This is a genomic window from Dactylosporangium sp. NPDC050688 (assembly GCF_040654515.1).
Lineage (GTDB): Bacteria > Actinomycetota > Actinomycetes > Mycobacteriales > Micromonosporaceae > Dactylosporangium.
The window spans coordinates 112,215-136,975 of the sequence record NZ_JBFAIC010000017.1; the positions used below are offsets into that span (position 1 = coordinate 112,215).

The following is a 24,761-nucleotide window of genomic DNA, read 5'->3' on the forward strand; positions in this document are numbered from 1 at the left end:
ATGCGAGTACGGGGTTACGCACCGGGCACGCCGTGCTGGGCCGAGGTCGCTAGCCCCGACCCGGTCGGCGCGCGCGCGTTCTACGGCGGCCTCTTCGGCTGGCAGTTCAACGACGACGGACACTTCACGCTCAACGGCCGGGCCGTGGCCGGGCTGCGCACCGCCGCACCCGGCGGGCCGGCCGCGTGGCTGATCTCGATCGCGACCGACGACCCGGCCGGCACGGCGGAGGCGGTCGTGCGCGCCGGCGGGACCGTCAAGGTGCCCCCGACCAGCGTGCGCGACCTGGGCACGATGGCCGTGGCCGCCGACGCCGGCGGTGCGGTGTTCGGCACGTGGCTGCGCAGCAGGTTCGGCGGCGCACAGGTGTCCTTCGAGCCGGGCGCGATCTGCTGGTACGAGCTGGCCTCGCACGACCTGGAGCGCACCGGCGCCTTCTACGGCGAGGTGTTCGGCTGGCACCCGATCGAGACGGAGAACATCGAGCCGTACTTCGAGCTGCACCACCACAACGACGCAGTGGGCGGGCTGGTGCCGATCGACCACCGCTTCCCGCCGGGGCTGCCGGAGCACTGGACGGTCTGCTTCATGGTCGAGGACGCCGTCACCGCATGTGAGCGGGTGGCGGAGCTCGGCGGCACGGTGGCTCGCAAGCCGATGGCGTCGTCGGCCGGGTGGTACGCCCGCGTCGCCGACCCGTCGGGGGCGCATTTCGCACTGATCGAGATTTCCGACGAATACGGCTTCTAGGACTTTCTCACCACGACGTCGTCCACGCCGGCCTCGATGAGGCTGGCGCCGGCCGCGTCGGTGGCCTCGATCAGCACCTGGATGGTCTTGCCGGCGTACGGGGTCAGGTCCGCCTTGGCCGTGGCCCAAGCCGCGTCGCGGTCGGCGGCCGCGCCGGCCTGGCGAACAGGCCGGTCTTCACACCCTCGACCAGGACGCTGACCTTGAACGAGTCGCTCGCGGACGCGTTGGCGGCGTGCGCGAGGTACCAGGACCAGTGCAGGCTCAGCGGGCCGGCGGCCGGCAGCGGGATCGACGGCGACCGCACGCCGGTGGTGCCGCCGTCGACGTCGTAGCTGCCCGCCGCCGTGCCCGCCTTCCGGCCGGTCACCAGGTCATGGTCGCCGCTGACCGGGGTGCCGAGCTGCTTCGGGCCGTTCTGCGTGGTCGACTCCGGGTTGCCGCGTTCCCAGCGCCCGCTGGTCGCGGTGCCGTTCGTGACCGTCCAGCCCTTGGCACTCTCGAAGTCGTCGGACCAGACCGTGTCGTTGGCGCAGTACTTGGCCGCCTTGCCGATGATCCGGTAGACGCAGTCGGCGAACTCCGCCAGCTGCAGGCTGGCCTCCTTGTTGCGGGCGGTCTGTGCCGCGATCACGCTGGCCGGCGGGTAGAAGCCGTTGCCGCTCGGGTTGGGGCCCGGGTACATCTCGAACGTGTACGCGAAGATCCCCTGCGTCGCCCACAGCCAGTCGATGATCGAGCCGTCGGTGATGTAGAGGTCGCTGGACTGCTCCGGGGTGTAGCCGTTGGAGTTGGCCATGCGCACGCCGAGGCTCATGAAGGCGGCCTGCTGGTCGGCGTTGAGCCCCGCGGCCGTGTCCGCCGTCGTGTAGCCGAACGGCCAGAGGATCAGCTCCGAGTACGTGTGGAAGTCGATGCTGGTCTTGATCTGCTGCACCCCACCGATCCGGCGGCTGAGCACGAAGTCCCGCAGCCGCTGCGTCTCCGGCGCGGAGAACCCCGACGCCCCGTGGTAGGTCTCCGACGACGGGCTGTCCGACGAGCCGCCGCAGCAGGCGAACTTGTAGCTCCAGTTGCGGTTGAGGTCGGTGCCGACGCTGCCCGAGCCGGCGTGGGGCTGCCGGTTCTTGCGCCAGTTGCGGTAGGAGCCGGTGGCGATGTCGTACTCGCCGCCGTCGGGGTTCAGGTCCGGCACGATCCACAGCTCGCGGCCGTCGACCAGCCTGGTGATCCGCGGGTCCTTGCCGTACCCCTCGGTGTAGAGCTTCACCAGGTAGAGCGCCATCTCGACGGTCAGGTGCTCGCGGGCGTGCTGGTGCGCGCCGTAGAGGACCTCGGGCTCGTCCTCGTCCACCGCGACGTTGTCGGAGATCTTCACCAGCGGCAGGTCGCGGCCCTGGTACGACGTGCCGATGCTGGTCTTGCGCATGATCGCCGGATGGGCGGCGGCGGCCTTGTCGAGCTCGGCGACCATCTCGGCGTGGTTGTGATAGCCGGCGTCGGCCGCCGGGAAGTCCTCCGCGCGCCGCTCAAGGACCCGGAAGCCCTGGTCACGGAGCCTGCGCGCCTCCGAGGGCAGCGCGGTGATCTCGGCCCGGCCGTGCTCGACCGAGTCGATGGCGGCCCCGCTGCGGGCGACCCGGTTGCGATCGTCCAGGGTGCGCACGCCCTCGACCACGTACCGCCCGGCCTGCTCCGCCCCGTCCACCGGTGCCGCACCGGCGGCGTTGACCCCGGCCAGCATGAGCAGCCCGACACCGGCGAGCGTGAGCGATACGGAGAGCCTGCGGCCCATCGCGCCTCCTTGGGTGGTTTGGCACCATCCAAGGTTTAAGCGCTATTGGTCCGCTTTGGTGGCGCTTTCACCCCCATCATCATCCCCGTTGAGCGCGGCGCGCAGTCGTTCGCGCTTTTCGGTGCGGCGTTGCGCGGCGCCGACCGCCTGCATGGAGGCCTCCTCGCGCAGGCCCTTCAACATGAAGAAGGCCAGCGCGGCGGAGACCACCACGGCGATCATCAACTTCAACAGCGAGCTGACGTCGAGCGGGACGGCGAACAGCGCACCGGCCACGAGAACGAAGAGCCCCAGCCGGGCGAGCGTGTACTTCAACAGCGCAGACATGGTATGGCCAGGATATCCCTGCCCACGGGCCCTCCCCCAGGCGCCGCCACCCGGAGCCGTCAGGCCCAGACCTGCTGCGGCTCGGCACGGCGCTGGGCCAGCGGGGTCGGCTTGTCGTACTCGCGGACCACCTCGTACCGCGTGTTGCGCTCCACGGGCTGGAAGCCGGCGTCCCAGATCAGGTGCAGCAGGTCCTCGCGGTGCATGGTGTTCGGCGTCCCGTAGCTGTCGGCGTCATGGGTGATCTTGTACTCGACCACCGAGCCGTCGAGGTCGTCGACGCCGAAGTTGAGGGAGAGCTGGGCGACCGAGAGGCCGTGCATGACCCAGAAGCACTTCACGTGCGGCACGTTGTCGAACATCAGCCGGGACACGGCGAACGTCTTGAGCGACTCCGCGGGCGAGGCCATCTTCGTGCGGGCCTGCAGCCGGTTGCGGACCTTGCCGTCGGCCGAGTCGACGAAGTCGTGCTGGTAGCGCAGCGGGATGAAGACGGTGAAGCCGCCCGTCTCGTCCTGCAGCTCACGCAGCCGCATGACGTGGTCGACGCGGTGCCGGGGCTCCTCGATGTGGCCATACAGCATCGTCGAGGGCGTCCGCAGGCCCTTGCTGTGCGCGAGGCGGTGGATGCGGGACCAATCCTCCCAGTGGGTGGCGTGGTCGACGATGTGCTGGCGGACCTCCCAGTCGAAGATCTCCGCGCCGCCGCCGGTGAGCGACTCGAGGCCGGCGTCGATGAGCTCGTCGAAGATCTCGGCGGCGGGCAGGCCGCTGATCTTCTCGAACCACTGGATCTCGGTCGCGGTGAACGCCTTGAGCTTGACGCCGGGCAGGGCGCTCTTCAGCTCGCGCAGAACCTTCGGGTAGTACTTCCACGGCAGGGTCGGGTGCAGGCCGTTGACGATGTGCAGCTCGGTGAGCTGCTCGTCCTCCATCTCCTTGGCCTTGGCGACCGCCTCGTGGATGCGCATCGTGTACGCGTCCTTCTCGCCCGGCTTGCGCTGGAACGAGCAGTACGCGCAGCTCGCGGAGCAGACATTGGTCAGGTTGAGGTGCCGGTTGACGTTGAACATGACCCGGTCGCCGTTGAGCTCGGTGCGCTTGAGGTGGGCCAGCCGGCCGAGCCAGACCAGGTCGTCGCTCTCATAGAGCGCGACGCCGTCTTCCCTGCTCAGCCGCTCGCCGGCGACGACCTTGGCCTCGAGTTCACGCTTCACACCTGCATCCACGTCGCCAGCGTACGTCGGCTCCGGCCGGACCTCACCCGCCCCCGGGTTAGTGCGGCATTCATCTCTCCGGACGCAAGCTGACATTGATCAGCCCTCGACGCTGATTGCTTCCGTGAGGTAAACAAAAGTGGGCAGAAATACGGTCGGGCGGCAGACCGACTGATCGATCGAGCATGATCGACCATTGGCGGGGCTTACCGACTGGGACGGTGGCATGGACGGGCTGGTGTTGAGGGCGGCGAGTTATCCCGGCGACAGTTGGGTACCGCCTGCCGAGGCAGAGACATCCGCGCAGGTCGCAGCGATGATCCCGAAGCAGCGGGGCAGGCACCGGCGAGGGCCTGTGTTCGTCGCGGCCGTCGTGTGTACGTTGCTGTGCTCGCTGGTCCCGCGCCCGGCATACGCCGACCCGGGCGGCGCGATCCCCGACACCGGCTCGCGGCCGATCGCATCCGGCACCCTCGTCATGCCCGGGCAGGGCGGCACCGCCGCGCCGGCGGCCGTCGGCGGCAGCAGCGCCACGCTGCGGGGGCCGCTCGCGACGCAGCTCGCCACGCTCGAGATCGCCGTCAACACGCTGGGGCAGAAGCGGCTCCAGGCACAGATCAACCTCGAGACGGCGCAGGCCGCGGCCACCGACGCCCAGGACAAGCTGCGGCTGGCCACCGCCCGGGTCGCCGACCTGCGCAGCCGGGCCGACTCGGCCGCCGCGGAGGCGTACAAGCGCGCGACCGGCCTGGGCCCGCTCGACGGGTATGCGCACGACCTGCACCAGTTCGGGCTGCTCGCGCCGGGCCTCGGTCAGCAGCCCGGCAGCCAGCAGGACGCCCGCGAACTGCTGCTCGCCGAGCAGGAGGAGGCGGCCGCCAAGCAGCAGTACCAGCTGGCGCAGTCCACCTACCTCAGCGCACAGACCGCGTATGCCCCGATCGACGCCCAGTTCCAGGCGCAGAACGCGGCGTACGTGCAGCTCAAGGCCCAGAATGAGCAGGCCGTCCTGCAGATCGCGGCGCAGGAGGACGCGGCCGAGCAGAGCCGCGGCACGGTGTCCACCATCCCCGTCGACGGCATGGTCGCCAACCCGAAAGCCCTCCAGGCGCTCAACTTCGCCATGAGCAAGATCGGCAGCTGGTACGTCTGGGGCGACGAAGGCCCGAGCACCTTCGACTGCTCGGGCCTGGCGTACTGGTCCTACGGGCAGGTCGGGGTCCGCGTGCCGCGCGTCGCCAACGACATGTACCACGGCACCCCCGCCATCCGGGCGACCAAGACCAACCTCGGCGACCTGCTGCTCCCCGGCGACCTGGTCTTCTTCGGCAGCGACACCAGCGACTGGCGCTCGATCTACCACATGGGCATCTACATCGGCGGCGGCAAGATGGTGCACGCCCCGACCACCGGCGAGAGGGTGAAGATCGGGCAGGTGAAGTGGTCGCGCTTCTTCGGCGCGACGCGGATCTTCCCGGCCGTCCAGGCGCCGGGCGCCACCCCGTCTGCCACCTCGACGTCACCCTCGTCGACCACCACGGCGTCCCCGTCGTCGACCGCCTCGCCGACGACCTCGACCACCGCGTCGCCCTCACCGACGGCCACCAACTCGCCGTCCGAGTCGCACTCGCCGTCGCCGACGTCGACCACTACGTCGGCGCCGCCGTCGCCCGAGCCGACGGACGAGCAGCCCTCGCGCGCGCCGACCACCCCGGCGAAGTCCACCGCGGCGTCGCCGACGAAGTCGGCCGTCGAGCCCACGTCGGCGGGGGCCAGCACCGCCGCCCAGACCACGGCGTCCGCGGCGGGCAACTGACGGCTCGTACCCCGGACCGGCCCACGGAGGATCCGTGGGCCGGTCCCGTTTGCCGGGCTCACCCTTAGACCGGGTCGTTCGGTATCGGATGATCCCGGTCGGCGGGTGATTCTGGTCTACGGATGACCCTGTTCACGGGTGATCCAAAACCCGACGCAGTCCGGTCCAGCGTTTGGTGACTTGATGTGGCACCGTGGAGCCGTGACTGGCGGAAGGGGCACGCCGGGAGCGCGGTGACGCCCAGGCAGCAGTCGCACAGGGCATGGTCATGGAGGGCAGCAATGGACGAGCGGGAGACACGGGACGGCACGCGCGGCGAGGGGGTGCGGCCCGACTCCCCGTTCGGGTTCCCGCCCGGCGCGCAGCCGCAGGCGACCAGTCCGGAGCCCGAGCCAGACGCACTCGACGGCGACCTGCCGCCGCTGCCGCCGCCGCCACCGGTCGGCGCCGAGCTCCCTCCGGACACCCCCGAAGAGGTGGTGCCGGACGCGCCGTTCGAGCTCCCGCCCACCCCTGTCGACGGCGCGCTGTGGCCGGGCGGTGACCCGTTCGCCGGCGCCGACGAGGACGACGAGGACGACCCCGAGGTCGCGGCCATGGTCGCGGCGTTCAACTCGACCGACGCCGCAGTCGCACCGAGCGGTGTCTCCTCCGGCTTGAGCGAGGCGTCGGCTGGGTCGGGTTCGGCTTCGGCGGGGCTCAGCTCGGCTTCGGCGGGGCTCGGTTCGGTGTCGGCCGGGCTGGGCGAGGCGCCCGCCGGCGTGGACGCCGGTGTCGGCAGCGCCTCTGCCTCCTCCTCTTCTTCACCTTCTTCCCCCTCTTCGCCTTCTTCCTCCTCGGACCTCGGACTCGGCGCGCTCGCGGGCCTCAGCGGGGTGCGTGAGGCGCCCGCGCAGCGGACGGACGGCCCTGACGAGCCGCGGCGGCAGGCCGAGCCCGAGGCGGACGTCATCGCGGCCTCACTCGCCGCCGAGCCGCCGGCGTACCAGCTGCCGAGCTTCGACTCCGTCGCCGGGACGTACGGCCCGCCGCCCGGCGAGTCCACGCCGTACTCGGGGATGCACCCGGCGGAGCCGCTGTCCTCGGACGCCGCGGCGCCGCCGTTCGCGCCGGTGCCGGTCTCCGGATTCGGCGCGCCGGCCGCGTCGATCGAGGAGCCGGCTGCCGCGGGTGACTCGCCCGCGCCGGTGGCCGATCCTCCCGCGCCGCCCGCTGAAGAGGCGCTGCCTCCGCTGCCGAGCCGGGCCCGGGCGCCCCGGCAGCTGCCGGAGTCGTCATGGGACGCGTTCGCGCTGCCGTGGAGCGCCCCGGGATCGTCGTCTGCCGCGGCGTCTGCTCCGCCGGAGCCGCAGTCCCCGCCGCCGTTCGCGGTGCCGGCCTCAGCCGAGTCCCAGGCCCCGCCGCCGCCGTTCGCGGTGCCCGCCGAGTCCCAGGCCGCGCCGCCGCCGTTCGCGGTGCCCGCCCCGCCTGCGTCGCAGGCCCCGCCGCCGTTCGCGGTGCCGGCCGCGGCGGAGTCCTCGCCGGAGCCGGCGCCTGTGGTGTCGGAGCCGCAGGTGGTGCACCCGTTCGCGGTGCAGAGCCGGCCGGCCGCCGTCCCCGCCGCCGAGGCCGCCCCGGCCGAGCCCGTGCTCGCACCCATCGACCGGCCCGTCGTCGACGTGCCGGCGCAGCCCCTGATGGCGCCCGCCTCGTCGGCGCCGCCGGCCGTGCTGCCGGCCGCCGGGGCGTTCGCCGCCGCCGTGGTCGCCGCCCGGGCCAGCGCTTCCGTGCCCGGCACCCACTCGGTCACCGCCGAGGAGGCCGCCCAGGCCGCCCGCGCCGCCGCCACCCCGACGGTCTACCGCACCTCCATGGCCCTGCCGCACTCGATGGGCTTCCCTGCCGCGACCGCGGGCTCCTCCAGCGACGCCGGCATCGCGGGTACGCCCAGCGCCACCGACGACCCGTCCCCCGCCGCTCCGTCGGCTCCGTCGGCGCCCTTTGCGCCCGCTGCGCCCGTCGGGCCTGGCGGGTCGAGCGAGCCGACCGAGCCCAGTGAGCCGAACGAGCCGGGGCGGCCGGTCGAGCCGGGGCGGCCGGTCGAGCCGTTCCCGAGCCCGGAGCCGTCGCCGTTCCCCAGCCCGGAGCCGATGCCGTCGCCCGAGCCGAGCCCGTTCCCGCCGGCGCCGGAGCCGGAGCCCATCCCGACGCCGTACCCACCGGCGCCCCCCGCCCCGACGCCGCCCCCTCCCGTGCCCGACCCTGAGCCGTCGCCGCCGCCGTTCCCCGGGCCCGGCCCTCAGCCGCAGCCGCCGTCACCGTTCCAGGCGCCGGCGCCGTACACGACGCCGTCATCGCAACACCCGTGGGGCACCGGCGACACCGGCCAGCCCGCCGCGGCTGCCGGGCAGGGGCCCAGCTGGGCCCAGCCGCCCGCGCAGGGATGGGCCCAGCCGCCAGCGGCGCAGCAGCCACCGCAGCAGTGGTCGGCTCCCCCCGCGCAGCCTGGCGTGTACGGCACCCCCACCCACCAGCCACCTGCCGCCCCCGGCCAGCCGGCCCCGGGCCAGTACGGCACACCCGGCCAATACGGCACCGCCCAGCCCCCGGCGCCCCAGCCGGGCCAGTACGGCACCCCGGGCCAACCAGCCCCGGGCCAGTACGGCGTCCCCGGGCAGCCCGTTCCCGGCCAGTACGGCACGCCGCAAGGCCAGCAGCCTGGGCAGTACGGCGCGCCGCAGGGCCAGCAGCCGGGCCAGTACGGCACGCCGCAAGGCCAGCAGCCTGGGCAGTACGGCACGCCGCAGGGCCAGCAGCCGGGCCAGTACGGCGTCCCCGGGCAGCCCGTTCCCGGCCAGTACGGCACCCCGCCGGGGCAGCAGCCCGGCCACTACGGCGCGCCGCAAGGCCAGCAGCCGGGCCAGTACGGCACGCCGCCGGGGCAGTACGGGACGCCCGCTCAGCCGGGCACGTACGGGACTCCCGGGCAGCCGCAGCAGTACTCAGCGCCGGGTCAGCCGGGTTGGGCGGCGCCGCCGGCGCCCGGTACACCTGCCGCACCGGGTCAGCCGAGCTGGGCCACGCCGCCAGGGCAGCCGGCATCGGCGCCGCCTTCGCCGCAGGGCTGGGCCGCGCCGCCGAGTCCGCCGGTGTCCACGCCGCCGGCGCCGCAGCAGCAGGGGTGGGCCGCGCCGCCCGGGCAGGGATGGACGCCGCCGCCCGCGTTCGCGCCGCCGATCTCCGGTGGTCCGGCGTCGGCCCCGCCGTCGTCGGGCGGCCCTGCGTACGCGCCGCCGGTCTCGGGTGGCCCGGCCTCGGCCCAGCCGTCGTCGGGCGGACCCGCGTTCGCACCGCCCACGGGTGGTCCCGCGTTCGCCCCGCCCGTCAGCGGGCCGTCGTCCTCGACCCCGCCCCCGTTCGCGCCGCCGACCTCGGGGGCGCCGTCGCCCTCGGCAGCGCCGTCCTCGGCAGCGCCGTCGTCCTCGACCCCGCCCCCGTTCGCGCCGCCGACCTCGGGGGCGCCGTCGTCGTTCTCCCCGCCGTTCGCGCCGCCGGCATCGGGAGGGGCTCCGGGGGCGGGGCAGCCGGCGTACACGATGCCGTCGACGACACCGTCCGACTCCATGCCACCGGTGTCGGCGCCGCCGGCGTTCTCCATCCCCTCGGCGAACCCTTCCGCGTCGACGCCGCCGGTTTCGGCGCCGCCGAGCTGGGCTCCGTCCGGTCAGCAGCCTTCCTGGGCGCCGCCGGCCGAGCAGCAGGTTTCCGCTCCCGCGGCCCCGAGCTGGGCACCGCCGCCGGCCGGCGGTGACGCGGTGTCGGTACCGTTCACGCCGAGCTGGGCCGCCCCGTCGCCCGCCGAGCCTGCCGCTGGTGAGGCGGTGTCGCCACCGTTCGCGCCGAGCTGGGCGGCCGAGCCTGCCGCGCCCGCCGAGGCGCCCCCCGCGGCGCCGGGCTGGGCACCGCCGCCCGCTGAGGGGCAGCAGCCGTCGTACTCGGTGCCGAGCGCCCAACCCGACCTGCCGCCCGTGCAGCAGACGGGGTGGGGCGCGCCGGCCTGGGCACCGCCGCCGTCTTCAACGGGGCCGCAGCGCGACGACCGGGCGGCCAGTGACAGCGCGCCGGGGGCGGTCTACCCGTCGAGCGGCGCGCCGGCCAACCCGGCCCCGCCGGCGCATCAGCAGCCGCCCGCGAACCCCCCGCCCGAAGAGGAGGAAGAAGTCCAAGTGGTCAGCGACGCGGGTCCTCCGCCCGCATCGGAAAGCTACGGGAACTGGGCACGGAACCAGCGCAGCTCTGCAGGCACAGTCTATGGCGGACAACGCGTCACCCCGGTGGCGGCGGTCCCGGCCGACGGCGGCAGCAGCCCTCTGGAGAACTCCGGCTCGCTCACCGGGCACATCTTGAGCCAAGGTACGCAGGAAGCGGACGATGGCGACGACCAGCCGGAGAAGTCCAGCAACCTGAAGGTCATGATCATCATCGGGATCATCGTGGTGGTGCTCCTGGCCGGCGGTTACCTGGCCGTCACGTTCTCCAAGTCGTTCATCGAGGACATGTTCAGCGGCGTACCGCAGAAATAGTGAACCGCGACACCTCGGCGCGGGGTCAGTGAGCGAGATCGGATAAGCTGAAGGGTCTCCAATCGGAAGGTCCCAGCTCCTTGCTGCTCGCTGACCCCAGTTCGTACCCCTCCATCTTCGACGCAAAAGACGCGGTCGAAGCCGCAGAGGAAATCCAAGGGCCCGGTTTCGCCGGGCTCGGCCTGCCCAACAAGTTGGTGCGCACGCTTGCCAACCAGGGCATCACCGATCCGTTCCCGATCCAGTCCGCGACCATTCCCGATGTGCTCGCGGGCCGTGACGTCCTGGGCAGGGGGCGCACCGGCTCGGGCAAGACGCTCGCCTTCGGCCTGCCGATGCTGGCCCGGCTGGCGGCGAGCGGGCGCTCCCGTCCGCACGCGCCCAAGGCCCTGGTCCTCGTGCCGACGCGCGAACTCGCCATGCAGGTCAACGACGCGTTGACCCCGCTGGCCAAGGCCCTCGGCCTGTTCTGCAAGACCGCCGTCGGCGGTGTGCCGTATGACCGGCAGATCTGGTCGCTGGAGCGGGGGGTCGACGTGCTCGTCGCGACGCCCGGCCGCCTCGGTGACCTGATCAAGCGCGGCGTCTGCCGGCTCGACTCGGTGGAGATCACCGTGCTCGACGAGGCCGACCAGATGGCCGACATGGGCTTCCTGCCCGAGGTCACCGAGATCCTGACGCAGACGCCGGCCACCGGCCAGCGCCTGCTCTTCTCCGCGACCCTCGACAAGGACGTCGACACGCTGGTCAAGCGCTTCCTGGTCGACCCGGTGACGCACTCGATCGAGCCGGCGACGGCGTCGGTCGGGTCGATGGACCATCACGTGCTGCTGGTCCCGCCGAACGACAAGTTCGCCATCGCGGCGTCGATCGCCGCCCGCAAGGGCCGCACGATCCTCTTCGTGAAGACCCAGCAGGCCGTCGACGAGCTCGTCGAGCAGTTCGCGGCCGTCGGCGTGCGGGCCGGCGCCCTGCACGGCGGCAAGACGCAGCGGGTGCGCACGCGCACGCTCGCCGAGTTCAAAGAGGGCACGTGTGACGTGCTGGTGGCCACCGACGTCGCGGCGCGTGGCATTCACATCGATGACGTGTCGCTGGTCGTACACGTCGATCTGCCGCGGGATCAGAAGGACTACCTGCACCGGGCAGGCCGCACCGCGCGGGCCGGTGCGGCGGGCACGGTCGTGACGCTGGTGCTGCCGCGGCAGCGTCGGCGGGCGGCGGCACTGCTGGCGAAGGCCGGGGTCACCCCGACCGAGCTGCGGGTGCGGGCCGGCGACCCGGCGTTGGCCGAGGTCACGGGCGCGCGGCAGCCGAGTGGCGTGCCGGTGCGGATCCAGCGCAGCACCCCGCAGCACGGCGCGTCGCACTTCAGCGGCAGGCCCGGGCGGCGGCCGCAGCACGATCATGATCGTCGTCCACGGCGTTAGGTGACGACAGGGCGGTCCGCAGAATTGATGCGGACCGCCTTTCTGTCGCCCGGGTTTTGTCGTACCCGTCGGATAGCGTCTACGTATGACGGTGCTTCCACGGGCGTTCGCCTGGCAGCGGACCGACACGACAGGCGGCGAGTTCGTCACGCTCGACGACCGCCGGGGCCTCTATGCCAAAGGCACGGCGTTCGCCGCCGACAATGCGTTGTATTGCTGCAGATATGAGCTGCACACCGATGAAGGCTGGGCGAGCACGCGGCTGGAGGTCACGGCCGAGGGCGCGGGCTGGCGCCGGACCTTAAGGATGGAGCGGGCCGCGGGCCGCTGGCGGGTCACCACGGGTGAGCAGGGTGACCTGGAGCGGGTGCTGCCGACGGCGCCCTTCGCCGGCATCGAGGAGCCCGAACGGCTCCACCGGGTGCTCGACGTGGATCTCTACAACTCCCCGCTGACCAGCACGTTACCCGTGCGCCGGCTGGGCCTGCACCGCGCGGCGCCCGGCACGGTGTCGACGATCGAGGCGGCCTGGGTGCTGCTGCCAAGCTTGGCCGTGTTGCCCCTCCAGCAGGTGTACGAGGTGCTGCCCGGCCAACGGGTCCGCTACACCTCGGAGACCTTCACGGCCGAGCTGCAGCTGGATGCCGAGGGCTATGTCGTGGGGTATCCGGGGCTGGCGGAGCTGGCTTAGCAGGCCGACTGGGGGCGGCCCTCCCATTTCGTCGACAGCGCGATCGCGGTGCGGGTGCGTGCCACGCCTTTGACCCGGTTCAGCTCGATGATGAGGCGTTCAAGATCGCCAATGGTCTTCACGCGCGCCTTGCACAGGAACGATTCCTCACCCGCCATGAAGTAGCACGATTCGATCTCCGGATGCTCGCGCAGGGCTTCCAGGATGCCGTCGGTGTCGCCGCTGCTGTCCTGCACGATGCCGATGACCGCGGTCAGCGGCAGCCCGACGGCCTCGGGGTGGATCTCGGCCCGGTAGCCCTGGATGACGCCGGAGGATTCAAGCTTGCCGACGCGTTCGTGCACGGCCGGCGCCGACAGGCCGACCTTCCGGGCCAGCTCGGCGTATGGAAGGCGGGCGTTGTCTCGAAGCAGGTCGATGAGTTGTCGATCGATCGCATCCATCGCGTCCAGCCTAATGGTCGGCGTTTTAGCACAGCTAATTACCCAACACGTGCGATTTCCTCGTTTCCCGGACACGGCACGCTAGCGGTGCTGTAATGGGCGTACATCCCAGGATGACTCGTGCTTTCAGCTTGCCGCATGGGGGTGCGCGGGCCCGATCGAGCCACCCATGGGTTAAGGAGGGGCCGTGGAGACGGGAGATCGTCTGCTGACGCCCGGCGAGGTCGCTGCCTTGTTTCGTGTGGATCCGAAAACGGTGACACGCTGGGCGGCGGCCGGTCGGATCAGCAGCATCCGAACCCCGGGGGGACACCGGCGGTTCCGGGAATCCGAGGTGCGGGCGCTGCTCGAAGGAGACGAAGCGCTCGACGACACCTCTAACGGGAATGGCCGAGTTCACCCGACCAACGAGTGAACAAGGTATGCGACACGCCGGCAGCGTCGAGGACTTTGCCGGCGACGAAGTCGACGAGTTGGGCGGCCGTGGCCGCCGCTCCGGCCGAGTAGAAGCCGGGGCTGGCGGGGAGGACCACGGCGCCAGCATCGTGCAGGGCAATGAGATGCTCCAGGTGGCTGCGGGTCACCGGGGTCTCCCGCGGGACGACGACGACCGGTCGGCGCTCCTTGAGGTTGACCTCGGCCGCCCGCTGCAGCAGGTCCTTGGAGAGCCCGATCGCGATGCCGGCGCAGGCCGCCGTGCTCGCCGGCACGATGAGCATGCCTTTGACCTGGTACGACCCACTGCTCGGACCGGCGGCGAGATCACCGGCGGGCCAGTAGACCACGTCGTCCAGTGCTCGGCCGAGCCACGTGGCCAGGTCGTCCTTCCAGTGCGCGTCGCGGAAGCCGATGCCGGTCTCGTCGAGGATCGTGAGCCGGGCGGCGCGCGACACGATGAGGTCGACGGCCTCGCCCGCGTCGAACAGCGCCCGGATCACCGCGGCCGCATACGGCGTGCCGGACGCCCCGGACACCCCGACGACCCACGGCCTGCGCTGATCAATCACGCGGTCAACTCTGCCACAACTGGCCAGCCCGCTCGGAAAGTGTCGTACCGGGTTGGCAGGATGGGGGCATGGCACGCGGCTTTCCATACGCAGACCTCAACGAGTTCCTTGCCGCCCTGCAGCGGGCCGGCGAGTTGCATCGCGTGTCCGCGCCGGTGGATCCACATCTGGAGATCAGCGAGATCGTCACCCGCACCGTCCGGGCCGGCGGTCCGGCGCTGCTGTTCGACCGCCCGACCCGTGGCGACATGCCGGTCGCGATCAACCTGTTCGGCACCGAGCGCCGCATGGCGATGGCGCTCGGCGTCTCGCGCCTCGACGAGGTCGGCGAGCGCATCGGCGCCCTCGCGAAGCCCGAGCTGCCGGTCGGCTGGGCGGGCATCCGCGACGGCATCGGCAAGCTGCTCCAGCTCAAGTCCGTGCCGCCGAAGCACGTGAAGACCGCGCCGTGCCAGGAGGTGGTCTACAAGGGCGACCAGGTCGACCTCAACCGGCTGCCCGGCCTGCAGGTCTGGCCCGGCGACGGCGGGATCTACCACAACTTCGGCCTGACCCACACCAAGCACCCCGAGACCGGCAAGCGCAATCTCGGGCTCTATCGCCTGCAGCAGCACAGCCACAACACGCTCGGCATGCACTGGCAGATCCACAAGGACTCGACCGCGCACCACGCCGTGGCCGAGCGGCTCGGGCAGCGCCTGCCGGTGGCGATCGCCATCGGCGCCGACCCGGTCGTCTCCTATTCGGCGAGCGCCCCGCTGCCGTCCGACATCGATGAATACCTGTTCGCGGGCTTCCTGCGCGGCGAGCGGGTCGAGATGGTCGACTGCCTGACCGTGCCGCTGCAGGTGCCGGCCAGCGCCCAGATCGTGCTCGAGGGTTATCTGGAGCCCGGAGAGCGCCTGCCCGAGGGCCCGTTCGGTGACCACACCGGCTTCTACACGCCCGTCGAGGACTTCCCGGTGCTGCACGTGGAGTGCATGACCACCCGCAAGCAGCCGATCTACCACTCGATCATCACGTCGAAGCCGCCGCAGGAGGACCTCGGCCTCGGCAAGGCGACCGAGCGGATCTTCCTGCCCTTGCTGAAGATCATGATCCCCGACATCGTGGACTACGACCTGCCCGCCGCCGGCGTGTTCCACAACTGCGTGATCGTGTCGATCCGCAAACGCTACCCGAAGCACGCGCAGAAGGTCATGAGCGCCATCTGGGGCGCCCACCTGCTCTCACTGTCCAAGCTCATCGTGGTCGTCGACGACGACTGTGACGTCCACGACTACGCGGAGGTCGCCTTCCGCGCCTTCGGCAACGTCGACTACAAGCACGACCTGCTGCTCACCGAAGGTCCGGTCGACCACCTCGACCACTCCTCCTATCAACAGTTCTGGGGCGGCAAGGCCGGCCTCGACGCGACCCGCAAGGGTCCGGCGGAGGGCTACCATCGCGGCTGGCCGGAAGAGATGGTCATGTCGCCCGAGGTCGTGGCGCGGGTCGACAAACGCTGGAGAGAGTATGGGTTCAAGTGACGCTCGTTGAGGCACCCCCGAGCCGGGTCAAGGCATTCCTGCGGCTCGTCGCGATCGAGCACTCGGTGTTCGCGCTGCCGTTCGCCTACCTGTCAGCCCTGACCGCGATGACCATCAACGGCGGGCGCGTCAACTGGGCTGACCTGCTCCTGGTGACGGTCGCCATGGTCGGCGCCCGCACGTTCGCTATGGCCGCCAACCGGATCATCGACCGCCACATCGACGCCCGCAACCCGCGCACCTCCCAGCGCGAGCTCGTCACCGGCGCCGTGACCGTCCGCACCGCGTGGACCGGCGCGGCGGTCGCCCTGGTCGTGTTCCTGGGCGCGGCCGCCCTGCTCAACCCGCTGTGCCTGGCCCTCGCCCCGCTGGCCGTGGTGCCGCTGGTGCTCTATCCGTATGGCAAGCGCTTCACCAACTGGCCGCACGCGCTGCTCGGCCTGGCGCAGATGGTCGGCCCGGTCGGCGCGTGGCTCGCCGTGACCGGCGACCTGCGGGGCTCGGGCGCCGCCTGGGTCCTCGGCGCCGCCGTCGGCCTGTGGATCGGCGGCTTCGACCTCATCTACGCCTGCCAGGACGCCACCGTCGACCGCGAGATCGGCGTCCACTCCGTCCCGTCCCGCTACGGCATCCCCTTCGCCCTGCACCTGTCGACCGCCGCGCACGTCGTGACGTTCGCCCTGTTCGTCTGGTACGGCCAACTCGTCGACCTCGGCTGGCTGTGGTGGATCGGCCTGGCGGTCGCGGCGGTCGCCTTCGTGTACGAACACGCCATCGTCCGCCCCGACGACCTGTCCCGCGTGAACCGCGCCTTCTTCACGGCCAACGGGTTCGTGGGGATCGCACTGTTCGTGTTCGCCCTGCTCGACCTCATCATCCGGTCCGACCTGCGCCCCTGACGCCCGCGAGCCCCGGCGGGGCTGAGGGCTCGGCGGGGCTGAGGCTCGGCCGGGGCTGAGGGCTCGGCCGGGGCTGAGGGCTCGCTCGGCAACGGCGCACACGCATCGGGCGGACGCCGGCCGGGCGAGCACGCACCGGGCGAGCATCCGCCTGCGAATACGAGCCGCGCGGGCGGACGCCAACCGGGCACGGGCACGGCCGGGCCGAGGGCTCGGGCCAGGGCTGAGGGATGCTTCGGCAACGGCGCACACGCATCAGGCGGACACCGACCGGCCGAGCACGCACCGGCGAACACAGGCCGTGCGGGCAGAAACCAACCACGCGCAGGGGCAGGCGAACACGAGCCGCACGGGCAGACGCCAACCGGGCACGGGCACGGCCGGGCCGAGGGCTCGGGCCAGGGCTGAGGGATGCTTCGGCAACGGCGCACACGCATCAGGCGGACACCGACCGGCCGAGCACGCACCGGCGAACACAGGCCGTGCGGGCAGAAACCAACCACGCGCAGGGGCAGGCGAACACGAGCCGCACGGGCAGACGCCAACCAGGCACGGGCACGGCCGGGCCGAGGGCTAGGGCCAGGGCTGACGGATGCTTCGGCAACGGCACGCACGCATCGGGCAGACGCCGGCCGAGCGAACACAGGCCGGCGAACACAGGCCAGACAACCACGGCGCCGCACGAGCACAGGCCAGGCGAAACACGAGCCAGCGAACACGAGCCGCGCGGACAGACACCAACCAGGCACCCGACACGCGAACTCAGGCCAGGCGAACACAGCGCCGCACGAGCGCAGGCCAGGTGGGGATCAGCTTGGCCGGGTGAGCAAGCGGTCGGCGGCGGCGTTGACGCCGCGCATGAGGACGCCCTGGTTGCGCACGGCGCGGACGCCGCGAGCCAGGGCGGAACGGCCCTGCACGACCAGCGTCGCCATGCGCATCTCCGCGTCGGGCTGGGCGGAGATGCGCTCCCCGGCAACGGCGCGTGTCGCCGCCGACCAGGCAGGTAAGCCGGGGGCGAGGCAGTGACCTGTCCCGGCCAGAACGGCATGCCCCTTCGTCGGCAACCCAGTGGATCGCTGCAACCCGGTGGATCCCTGGTCGCCGGGGAACAGCCAGCCACCGGGAAATCAGCGCGCAGGGCCCACGCGGAGGACTGGCATCCTTACACCGCAAACGGGCCGGTGGGCCACCGGGTTGGCGAGGGGAGGCGTCAGACGCCGGCGTACGAGTGCAGGCCGCTGGCCACCAGGTTCACGCCGAACAGGTTGATCAGCATGGTGATCCAGCCGACGATGGCGATCCAGGACGTGATGCGGCGGCTGACGCTCGGGGTGGAGCGGGCGTGCAGGTAGCAGGCGTAGACGACCCAGGCCACGAAGGACCAGACCTCTTTGGGGTCCCAGTTCCAGTACCGGCTCCAGGCCGCCTCGGCCCAGATGGCGCCGGCGATGATGCCGAAGGTCCAGATGGGGAAGGCGAAGGCGTGGACGCGGAAGCTGACGCGCTCCAGGACGTCTGCCTCTGGCAGGCGCTCGCCGAGGCTGTACGGGAAGTTGCGCTTGCCCTGGTCGTGGCCGAGGCGGATCAGGTGCATGGCGGCGGCGATGAAGCCGACGAGGAAGATGCCCGAGGCGATCGAGGCGGCGCCGACGTGGATGACCAGCCAGTAGGACTGCAGGGCCGGGACGAGGGGGCCGACCGGGACGTACAGGGTCATGCCGGCGATCGCGAGCAGGAGGGACGCGACCAGCGTGACGAAGAGGCCGAGGTGCCGCAGGTTGTGCCACTTGGCAAGCACGACCAGCCAGGCGGAGACGCCGACGAGGGTGGCGGTCATGACGAACTCGTACATGTTGCCCCACGGCGCCCGGTCGGCGGCGAGGCCGCGGGTGACCAGGGCGGCAAAGTGGGCCAGGTAGCCGAGGACGGTCAGGGCGACCGCGGCGATGCCCGCCCAGCGCGCAGCGGAGGTGTCCGGCACATCCGACGAAACGGATTCATCGGAGATGTCCGAAAGGGAAGGAGCAGCAGGGCCGGCCGAGGGAACCGCGGCAGCAGGCGCGCCGACCGAGGCCAGAGCCTCCGACGGAGCCGCCACGCCGGCCGAGACCCGCTGGCCCACCAGGCTCCTCGCCCCGAACGCGTACTCGACCGCGTACGCCAGCATCGCCAGCACGTAGCTGAAGATCGTGACGACCAGCAGCTGGTTCGACAACCCACCCATCAAACGACCTCCTTGACATCAGTCTGCGCCATCTGGCTCGGCACCGGTGCCGCAGGGGTCGCCGCCGCGACGATGGCGGCGAACTCCTCGGCGAAGCCCGGGTAGTCGCCACGCGGCAGGCCGCCGGCCGACATTCCGGTCGGGGTGATGCGGAAGAACACCCGCCGGCGCTTGCCGGTGAGCGAGCCGAGCAGCCCGACCAGCAGCGCGCTCGCGCCGACCAGGACGATCGGCTGGCCGGGGTCGTGCCGGATGGAGATGCTGATCCACTGCTCGGTGCGGACGAACTCGACGGTCGTGCCGTCGGGCAGGGTGCCCTTGTCGCCGGGCTTCAGCATGACGGGCTCGCCGAACTTGCTGAGCCGCTTGGCGTCGATCTGGCGCTGGTCGAGGGTGTACACCGACAACGGCGCGCCGGCGTCGAAGCCCAGGACGCCGCGGTACGGCTGGAGCATCAGGCGCGGGTCCTTCTCGGCGGGGAAGGCCGACGAGTTCACCGAGGGGTCCGACGGGAGGGTCGGCAGGTAGACGCCCAAAAAGCCGATCTGCGACTTCTCGTCGCGGGTGCCGGTCTCGGGGTTGAGGTTGACGTCCGGGAAGGTGGCGACGCCGTCGCTGGTGAGCATCCCGTCCTTCGGCAGGAATGCCGACACGTTTTCGTGGGTTTTGCCGTATTTGTCGGTGTACCGCAGCACCGGGGCGTACCCGTGGCCGAGCAGCGACACGTTGGCGCCGTCGAGGCGCAGCGGGTCGTTGACCTGCAGCACGTGGGCGGACGAGCGGCCGTGCTGGGTGACGGTGATGTCGGCCTTATAGGTGACCGGCTGGCCGTTGTCGAGGTACGTGGCGGCGAACTTGTCCATCCGCAGGCAGAACCGGGGCAGGTCGCCCTCGCCGACCTGGGCGCCGAGCGCGTGCTCGTCGTAGTTGAGCAGCGTGTTGCAGAAGGCGAAGTCCTGCCCCTTGATGAGCAGCCGGTTGCCGTGCCAGCCGAACCAGGAGCCGTACGCGACGCCGATCAGCAGCGACAGCAGCGCGAGGTGGAAGACCAGGTTGCCGGTCTCCTTGAGGTACCCCTTCTCGGCGCTGATCTCGGTGACCCCGTCGGACGGGGTGCGCACGACGGTGCGGAACCGGCGGCGGCGTAGCACCGCGACCACGTCGCCAGCGGACGCGGCGGGCAGGTCTTCGGCCGAGGCGGGCAGGCGGGAGAACCGGGCGGGCGCCGCGGGCGGCTTGCGCAGCATCGCCACGAAGTGGGAGCGGAAGCGCGGCACGAGGCAGCCGACAAGGGACGTGAAGAGCAGCAAGTAGATCGCCGAGAACCAGGGCGAGGCGTACACGTCGAAGAAGGAGAACCGGTCGAGCGTGGGGCCCCAGTCGGGGTTGTCCTGCAGGTACTGGCGGACCTTCTCGGGCGAGACGTTGCGCTGCGGCAGCACGGAGCCGGGGACGGCGGCGACGGCGAGCAGGAACAGCAGCACCAGTGCGGTGCGCATCGAGGTCAGCTGCCGCCAGGCCCGCCGGGCGATGGAGACGATCCAGCGGCTCATCAGATCGGCACCGATCCGGGTCCGACGTTGGTCGTGAGGGCGATCATGAGGTCACTCCAGACGCCGGTGACGAGCGCGAGCCCGACGAGGACGAGCAGCGCGCCGCCGATGCGGGTCACCCACCGGCTGTTGCGCCGGATGAACTTGATGACGCCGATGAGCCGCTGGAAGCCCAGCCCGACGGCGATGAACGGCAGCCCCATGCCGAGGGAGTACGCGCCCGCGAGGGTCACCGCCCTGGCCTGCGACCCGGTGGTCGAGCCGAGCGCGATGACCGCCCCGAGCGTCGGTCCGGTGCACGGCGCCCACGACAGCGCGAAGACCATCCCGAAGACGGGGGCGCCGATGAGGCCCGCGGCGGGCAGGCGCTGGATCCGCCACTGCCGCTCCAGCCCCGGTACGAACCCCATGAACGCCAGACCGAGCACGATGACGGCGACGCCCGCGACGGTCTCGATGAGCCGGCGGTGCACCATGAGCTGCATCGCGGCGCTGGTGGCGAGCACGATGAGGGCGATGAAGACGGCCGCGAACCCGGCGATGAACAGCGAGATCCCGGCGATGACCCGGCCGCGGCGGTGCCCGGAGTCGAGGTCGGCGCCGGCCAGGCCGGTGACATAGGACAGGTAGCCGGGCACGAGCGGCAGGATGCACGGCGACAGGAAGCTGGCCAGGCCGGCGAGGACGGCGACCGCGACCGCGCCGAGCAGCGGTCCGCTGAGGGCGAGGTCTCCGGTGCCGGCGAGCAGCATGGCTCAGGCCTGCTCGGCGAGCAGGTCGCGCACGATCGGCTCGAGCAGCTTCTGGTCGACCTGCATGCGCAGCACGGCGGCGATACGGCCGCTGCGGTCGATGACGAGGGTCGCCGGGATCGAGTTGGGCGGCACGGCGAAGTCCTGCGCCAGCGACGCGGACGGGTCGAAGATGCTGCCGTAGGTCGGTTTGATGTCGGCGAGGTACGCCTTGGCCTGGTCGCGCTGGTCGTGCACGTTGACGCCGACGAACGCGACACCCTCGGCCTTCGTGGCGGCGTACACCTTCTCCAGCTCCGGCGCCTCGGTGCGGCACGGCGGGCAGTAGGACGCCCAGAAGTTGACCACGACGACCTGGCCCTTGTGCTGCGCGAGGTCGAACGAGCCGGCGATGTCCATGTAGTCGCCGCGCATGGCCGGCGCGGCCACCCGGTCCGAGACAGAGATCTTGCGGCTGCCGAGAGCGCTCTTCGGTGCGCTGCTCTCACAGCCGGTCAGGAGTACCACCAGGGCGACCAGCGCGATCGCGAAGCGCATGCTCAGGCACCCTTCGCTTGGCGAGCGGTCGGCGACATGGCGACCAGGTGTGCGGCGGGTTCGGTGTACGCCACGCCGACGATCTTCGTGTCCTCGAAGTGGAAGCTGGTGTAGCTGGCGAGGTTGCACTCCCGCTTGCGGGGGTCGTGCCACAGCCGCTTGCGCTCGACACGCCGGCGCAGCGTCCAGATCGGCAGCTGGTGCGACACGCAGACGGCCTCGTGGCCCTCCGCGGCCTCCCGGGCGGCGAGCAGCGCGGCGAACATGCGCGACGCGATCGCCGTGTAGGGCTCGCCCCAGGACGGGGTCACCGGGTCGCGCAGCACCCACCAGTTGCGCGGGTCGCGCAGCGCGCCGTCGCCGGCGCCGACCCGCTTGCCCTCGAAGAAGTTCCCGCTCTCGATGAGCCGCTCGTCGACGGCGATCGGCAGGCCGAACTGCTCGGCGATCGGCGACGCGGTCTGCTGCGCGCGCTCCAGCGGGCTGGCCACGACGTAGGTGATGTCCCTCTCGGCGACGGCCTGCGCGGCCGCCTTGGCCATCTGCACGCCGAGCTCGGAGAGGCGGTACCCGGGAAGGCGCCCGTAGAGCACCTTCTCCGGATTGTGTACCTCGCCGTGCCGCAGCACGTGCACGATGGTCTTCGTCATGACAGCCCAGCCGATGCGGCGGCCGCGGCGCGGGCGGCGTGCGGCAGCGCCGCGGAGATGACGTCGAGGGCCTCGGCGCCGATCGCGGTCGAGACGAACCACGACTCGTAGGCGCTCGGCGGCAGGTACACCCCACGGGCGAGCATGGTGTGGAAGAACGCCTTGAACGCCGCCACGTCCTGGGTCCGCGCGTCGTCGTAGTTGTGGACCGGCTCGTGGGTGAAGAAGATCGAGAACATGCTGCCGGCCGTCGCGAGGGTGTGCGGTACACCCGCGGCGGCCAGCGCGTCGGAGCACAGCTTGCCGATCGTCGCGGCGGTCGCGTCGAGCTGCGCATAGACCTCGGGGGTCGCCAGGCGCAGGGTCGCCAGGCCCGCCGCGCAGGCCAGCGGATTGCCCGACAGGGTGCCGGCCTGGTAGACCGGGCCGGCCGGGGCGAGCTGCGCCATGATCGAGGCCCGGCCACCGAACGCGGCGGCGGGCAGGCCACCGCCCATGACCTTGCCGAAGGTCCACAGGTCGGCGTCGACGGGCTCAAGGCCGACCCAGCCGGCGCCGCTGACCCGGAAGCCGGTCATGACCTCGTCGAGGATGAGCAGCGCGCCGTGCCGGTGGGCGATCTCGGCGAGCTTGGTGTTGAACCCGTCGCGGGGCGCGACGACACCCATGTTGCCGCAGGCGGCCTCGGTGATCACCGCCGCGATCTGCGGGCCCTCAGCGGCGAAGGCCGCCTCGACCGCGGCGACGTCGTTGTACGGCAGGACGATCGTGTCGCCCGCCGCGGCACCGGTGACGCCGGGCGAGTCGGGCAGCGCCAGCGTCGCGACCCCGGACCCGGCGGCGGCGAGCAGCGCGTCGACGTGGCCGTGGTAGCAGCCGGCGAACTTGACCACCTTGGGCCGGCCGGTGAAGCCGCGGGCGAGCCGCAGCGCGCTCATCGTGGCCTCGGTGCCGGAGTTGACCAGGCGGACCTGCTCGACGGGGGTGCGCGCGACGATCTCCTCGGCGAGTGCCACCTCGCCCGGGGTCGGGGTGCCGAAGCTCGTGCCGTGCGCGGCCGCGGCGGTGATCGCGCCGATGACCTCGGGATGTGCGTGGCCGAGGATCAGCGGGCCCCACGAGCAGACCAGGTCGACATAGCGCCGCCCGTCGGCGTCGGTGAGCCAGCAGCCCTCGCCACCGACCATGAACCGAGGGGTGCCACCGACCGCACGGAACGCACGGACAGGTGAATTCACCCCACCGGGCACGATGGCCTGGGCGCGGTCGAACAGTGCCTGCGAAGCCGGAGCGTCACCCGCGTAGGGGCCGAGGCCGGCGGAGTCAATAGCTGTCACAGCCTGCCCATTCTGACAGCCCGCCGGAGACGACGCCGACCGGCCCCGGGCGGCCTGTGCCCGACGCCACTGCGGGCGCCCTTCCACGTTAGGCTGTTCGGGTGGATCGACCGGATCTTTCCGTCACCGTGCGGCGCGCCCCGACCGAGACCGTCGTGGCGCTCGCCGGCGAGATCGACATGTCCACGGTCCAGCGGCTGGCGACGGCCGTCGATGAGATCCTCGCCGGCGACACCCCGACCCGGGTCGTGCTCGACATGGCCGGCGTGACGTTCTGCGACTCCCAGGGGCTCGGCACGCTGGTCGTGCTCAGTCGCAGGGCGACCATGGCACAGAGCTACCTGGTGCTGGTCAACGTCGGCGCGTTCCTGATCCGCGTCCTGGACATCACCGGCCTGCGCGGCGCGCTGATGATCCAGGAAACCGCGACCTGACAGGACCCACGAAGCACAGCACCGGCCCGCTAAGCGCAGCACCGGCCCGCGAAGCGCAGCACCGTGCCGCGCAGCGCAGAGCCGTGCCGCCGGCCGGACCATCGCGCTGATCGAAGTCGCCTCCTGGCCATCCGGACGACCACGGCGCGACTTCGATCAACCAGGCAAGATCACATGTAAGCCGGGCGCGACGGGCTACATCGACCCCCGCGCCCTCGTCAGCGCCGCAATCGCCTTCTCCACCTGGGAGCGGCCGACCTCGCCGCCCGCGGCCAGCGCCGCCTTCAGCAGCGCGCTGGCCTCGTCGACGGCGACCCCAGCCGCCCGCAGCTCGCCCTCCCGCGCGCGGACCAGCTCGGACTGCACCGCGAGCTGCTGGGTCTTCGTCCACAGCTCCACGAACACGGAGACCTTCGCCCGCAGTACCCACGGATCGAACGGCTTCGTGAGGTAGTCGACGGCACCCGCGGCGTAGCCCCGCAGCATCAGGTGCGAGTCGCGGTCCGCGGCGGTCAGGAAGATGATCGGCACGTGCCGGGTCCGCTCGCGGCGCTTGATGTGCCGGGCGGTCTCGAAGCCGTCCATCGTCGGCATCTGCGCATCGAGCAGGATGAGGGCGAAGTCGTCGACCAGCAGGTGCTTGAGCGCGTCCTCGCCGCTGTCGGCGCCGACCGTCTGGACCGGTAGCCCCTGCAGGATCGCCTCCAGGGCGAGGAGGTTGTCCCTGCGGTCGTCGACGAGCAGCACCTTCGCCGGCCGGTCCGGTCCAGTCAAGGATGCGGCCCCTTTCTGACGGTATGGGAGC

At 71.7% G+C, this 24,761-nt stretch carries 21 protein-coding genes and 1 pseudogene; 9 read left to right on the forward strand and 13 right to left on the reverse strand.

The window, feature by feature from the left end; genetic code table 11:
- Window positions 1–750 carry a VOC family protein gene (locus AB0H83_RS18935; protein WP_360095039.1) on the forward strand — a complete coding sequence of 250 codons (750 nt, stop codon included), beginning with the start codon at window positions 1–3 and terminating at the stop codon, window positions 748–750.
- Here AB0H83_RS18935 and AB0H83_RS18940 read toward each other — a convergent pair.
- The 3 genes and pseudogenes from AB0H83_RS18940 to mqnE all read right to left on the reverse strand — a co-directional run bounded on the left by AB0H83_RS18940 (window position 747) and on the right by mqnE (window position 4,101).
- Window positions 747–2,545: pseudogene (locus AB0H83_RS18940) on the reverse strand (M14 family zinc carboxypeptidase). The gene AB0H83_RS18935 and the pseudogene AB0H83_RS18940 sit on opposite strands and share 4 nt — an antisense overlap.
- A gap of 42 nt (window positions 2,546–2,587) precedes the next feature.
- Window positions 2,588–2,872 (reverse strand): DUF4229 domain-containing protein, encoded by a 285-nt coding sequence (locus tag AB0H83_RS18945; RefSeq protein WP_360095042.1) that lies wholly within the window; start codon window positions 2,870–2,872, stop codon window positions 2,588–2,590.
- 59 nt (window positions 2,873–2,931) lie between these two features.
- Window positions 2,932–4,101: an aminofutalosine synthase MqnE gene (gene mqnE / locus AB0H83_RS18950; RefSeq protein ID WP_360095045.1), complete on the reverse strand. Its 1,170-nt coding sequence runs from the start codon at window positions 4,099–4,101 to the stop codon at window positions 2,932–2,934.
- Window positions 4,102–4,405: 304 nt separating this feature from the next.
- Here mqnE and AB0H83_RS18955 point away from each other — a divergent pair, with 304 nt between their 5' ends.
- The 4 genes from AB0H83_RS18955 (at window position 4,406) to AB0H83_RS18970 (ending at window position 12,588) form a co-directional block, all read left to right on the forward strand.
- A complete protein-coding gene (locus AB0H83_RS18955; RefSeq protein WP_360095048.1) occupies window positions 4,406–5,905 on the forward strand; it encodes a C40 family peptidase in 1,500 nt (499 codons plus the stop codon).
- Window positions 5,906–6,186: 281 nt separating this feature from the next.
- Window positions 6,187–10,467 carry a hypothetical protein gene (locus AB0H83_RS18960; RefSeq protein WP_360095051.1) on the forward strand — a complete coding sequence of 1,427 codons (4,281 nt, stop codon included), beginning with the start codon at window positions 6,187–6,189 and terminating at the stop codon, window positions 10,465–10,467.
- Between the two features lie 152 nt (window positions 10,468–10,619).
- On the forward strand, window positions 10,620–11,897 hold the full coding sequence (locus AB0H83_RS18965; protein ID WP_360095183.1) for a DEAD/DEAH box helicase: 1,278 nt from the start codon (window positions 10,620–10,622) through the stop codon (window positions 11,895–11,897).
- An 85-nt stretch (window positions 11,898–11,982) separates the two neighbouring features.
- Window positions 11,983–12,588 (forward strand): putative glycolipid-binding domain-containing protein, encoded by a 606-nt coding sequence (locus AB0H83_RS18970; protein WP_360095054.1) that lies wholly within the window; start codon window positions 11,983–11,985, stop codon window positions 12,586–12,588.
- On the opposite strand, the gene AB0H83_RS18975 is transcribed toward AB0H83_RS18970, so the two are convergent.
- Window positions 12,585–13,031: an Lrp/AsnC family transcriptional regulator gene (locus tag AB0H83_RS18975; RefSeq protein WP_360095057.1), complete on the reverse strand. Its 447-nt coding sequence runs from the start codon at window positions 13,029–13,031 to the stop codon at window positions 12,585–12,587. The genes AB0H83_RS18970 and AB0H83_RS18975 overlap by 4 nt on opposite strands.
- A 187-nt stretch (window positions 13,032–13,218) precedes the next feature.
- Between AB0H83_RS18975 and AB0H83_RS18980 the strand changes: the two genes are divergently transcribed.
- Complete coding sequence (locus AB0H83_RS18980) at window positions 13,219–13,446, forward strand: BldC family transcriptional regulator (protein WP_360095060.1); 228 nt, start codon at window positions 13,219–13,221, stop codon at window positions 13,444–13,446.
- Here the strand turns inward: AB0H83_RS18980 and AB0H83_RS18985 are convergent.
- Window positions 13,409–14,035: a UbiX family flavin prenyltransferase gene (locus AB0H83_RS18985; protein WP_360095186.1), complete on the reverse strand. Its 627-nt coding sequence runs from the start codon at window positions 14,033–14,035 to the stop codon at window positions 13,409–13,411. The genes AB0H83_RS18980 and AB0H83_RS18985 overlap by 38 nt on opposite strands.
- Window positions 14,036–14,106: 71 nt before the next feature.
- Between AB0H83_RS18985 and AB0H83_RS18990 the strand changes: the two genes are divergently transcribed.
- A complete protein-coding gene (locus tag AB0H83_RS18990) occupies window positions 14,107–15,567 on the forward strand; it encodes a menaquinone biosynthesis decarboxylase (RefSeq protein ID WP_360095063.1) in 1,461 nt (486 codons plus the stop codon).
- Complete coding sequence (gene mqnP, locus AB0H83_RS18995; protein ID WP_360095066.1) at window positions 15,564–16,466, forward strand: menaquinone biosynthesis prenyltransferase MqnP; 903 nt, start codon at window positions 15,564–15,566, stop codon at window positions 16,464–16,466. Before AB0H83_RS18990 ends, mqnP begins: the two co-directional genes overlap by 4 nt.
- An 809-nt stretch (window positions 16,467–17,275) precedes the next feature.
- Here mqnP and AB0H83_RS19000 read toward each other — a convergent pair.
- From AB0H83_RS19000 to hemL, 7 genes are all read right to left on the reverse strand, one after another.
- On the reverse strand, window positions 17,276–17,401 hold the full coding sequence (locus AB0H83_RS19000) for a hypothetical protein (protein ID WP_360095069.1): 126 nt from the start codon (window positions 17,399–17,401) through the stop codon (window positions 17,276–17,278).
- Between the two features lie 278 nt (window positions 17,402–17,679).
- Window positions 17,680–18,693 carry a c-type cytochrome biogenesis protein CcsB gene (gene ccsB, locus AB0H83_RS19005; RefSeq protein WP_360095072.1) on the reverse strand — a complete coding sequence of 338 codons (1,014 nt, stop codon included), beginning with the start codon at window positions 18,691–18,693 and terminating at the stop codon, window positions 17,680–17,682.
- Window positions 18,693–20,246 (reverse strand): cytochrome c biogenesis protein ResB, encoded by a 1,554-nt coding sequence (locus AB0H83_RS19010; protein WP_360095075.1) that lies wholly within the window; start codon window positions 20,244–20,246, stop codon window positions 18,693–18,695. Before AB0H83_RS19010 ends, ccsB begins: the two co-directional genes overlap by 1 nt.
- The gene (locus tag AB0H83_RS19015) at window positions 20,246–20,998 is read right to left on the reverse strand and encodes a cytochrome c biogenesis protein CcdA (protein WP_360095078.1); all 753 of its coding nucleotides are present in this window, start codon (window positions 20,996–20,998) and stop codon (window positions 20,246–20,248) included. The genes AB0H83_RS19010 and AB0H83_RS19015 overlap by 1 nt, the downstream gene beginning before the upstream one ends.
- Before the next feature lie 3 nt (window positions 20,999–21,001).
- Window positions 21,002–21,535, reverse strand: coding sequence for a TlpA disulfide reductase family protein (locus AB0H83_RS19020; RefSeq protein ID WP_360095081.1), 534 nt, complete (start codon window positions 21,533–21,535; stop codon window positions 21,002–21,004).
- A 2-nt stretch (window positions 21,536–21,537) separates the two neighbouring features.
- Window positions 21,538–22,185 carry a histidine phosphatase family protein gene (locus AB0H83_RS19025; RefSeq protein WP_360095084.1) on the reverse strand — a complete coding sequence of 216 codons (648 nt, stop codon included), beginning with the start codon at window positions 22,183–22,185 and terminating at the stop codon, window positions 21,538–21,540.
- Window positions 22,182–23,522, reverse strand: a complete 1,341-nt coding sequence (gene hemL, locus AB0H83_RS19030) for a glutamate-1-semialdehyde 2,1-aminomutase (RefSeq protein ID WP_360095087.1) — start codon at window positions 23,520–23,522, stop codon at window positions 22,182–22,184. Before hemL ends, AB0H83_RS19025 begins: the two co-directional genes overlap by 4 nt.
- 101 nt (window positions 23,523–23,623) lie before the next feature.
- Here hemL and AB0H83_RS19035 point away from each other — a divergent pair, with 101 nt between their 5' ends.
- On the forward strand, window positions 23,624–23,956 hold the full coding sequence (locus AB0H83_RS19035; RefSeq protein WP_360095090.1) for an STAS domain-containing protein: 333 nt from the start codon (window positions 23,624–23,626) through the stop codon (window positions 23,954–23,956).
- Between the two features lie 195 nt (window positions 23,957–24,151).
- Here the strand turns inward: AB0H83_RS19035 and AB0H83_RS19040 are convergent, their stop codons facing one another.
- The gene (locus AB0H83_RS19040) at window positions 24,152–24,730 is read right to left on the reverse strand and encodes a response regulator (protein ID WP_360095093.1); all 579 of its coding nucleotides are present in this window, start codon (window positions 24,728–24,730) and stop codon (window positions 24,152–24,154) included.
- Window positions 24,731–24,761: the final 31 nt, after the last annotated feature.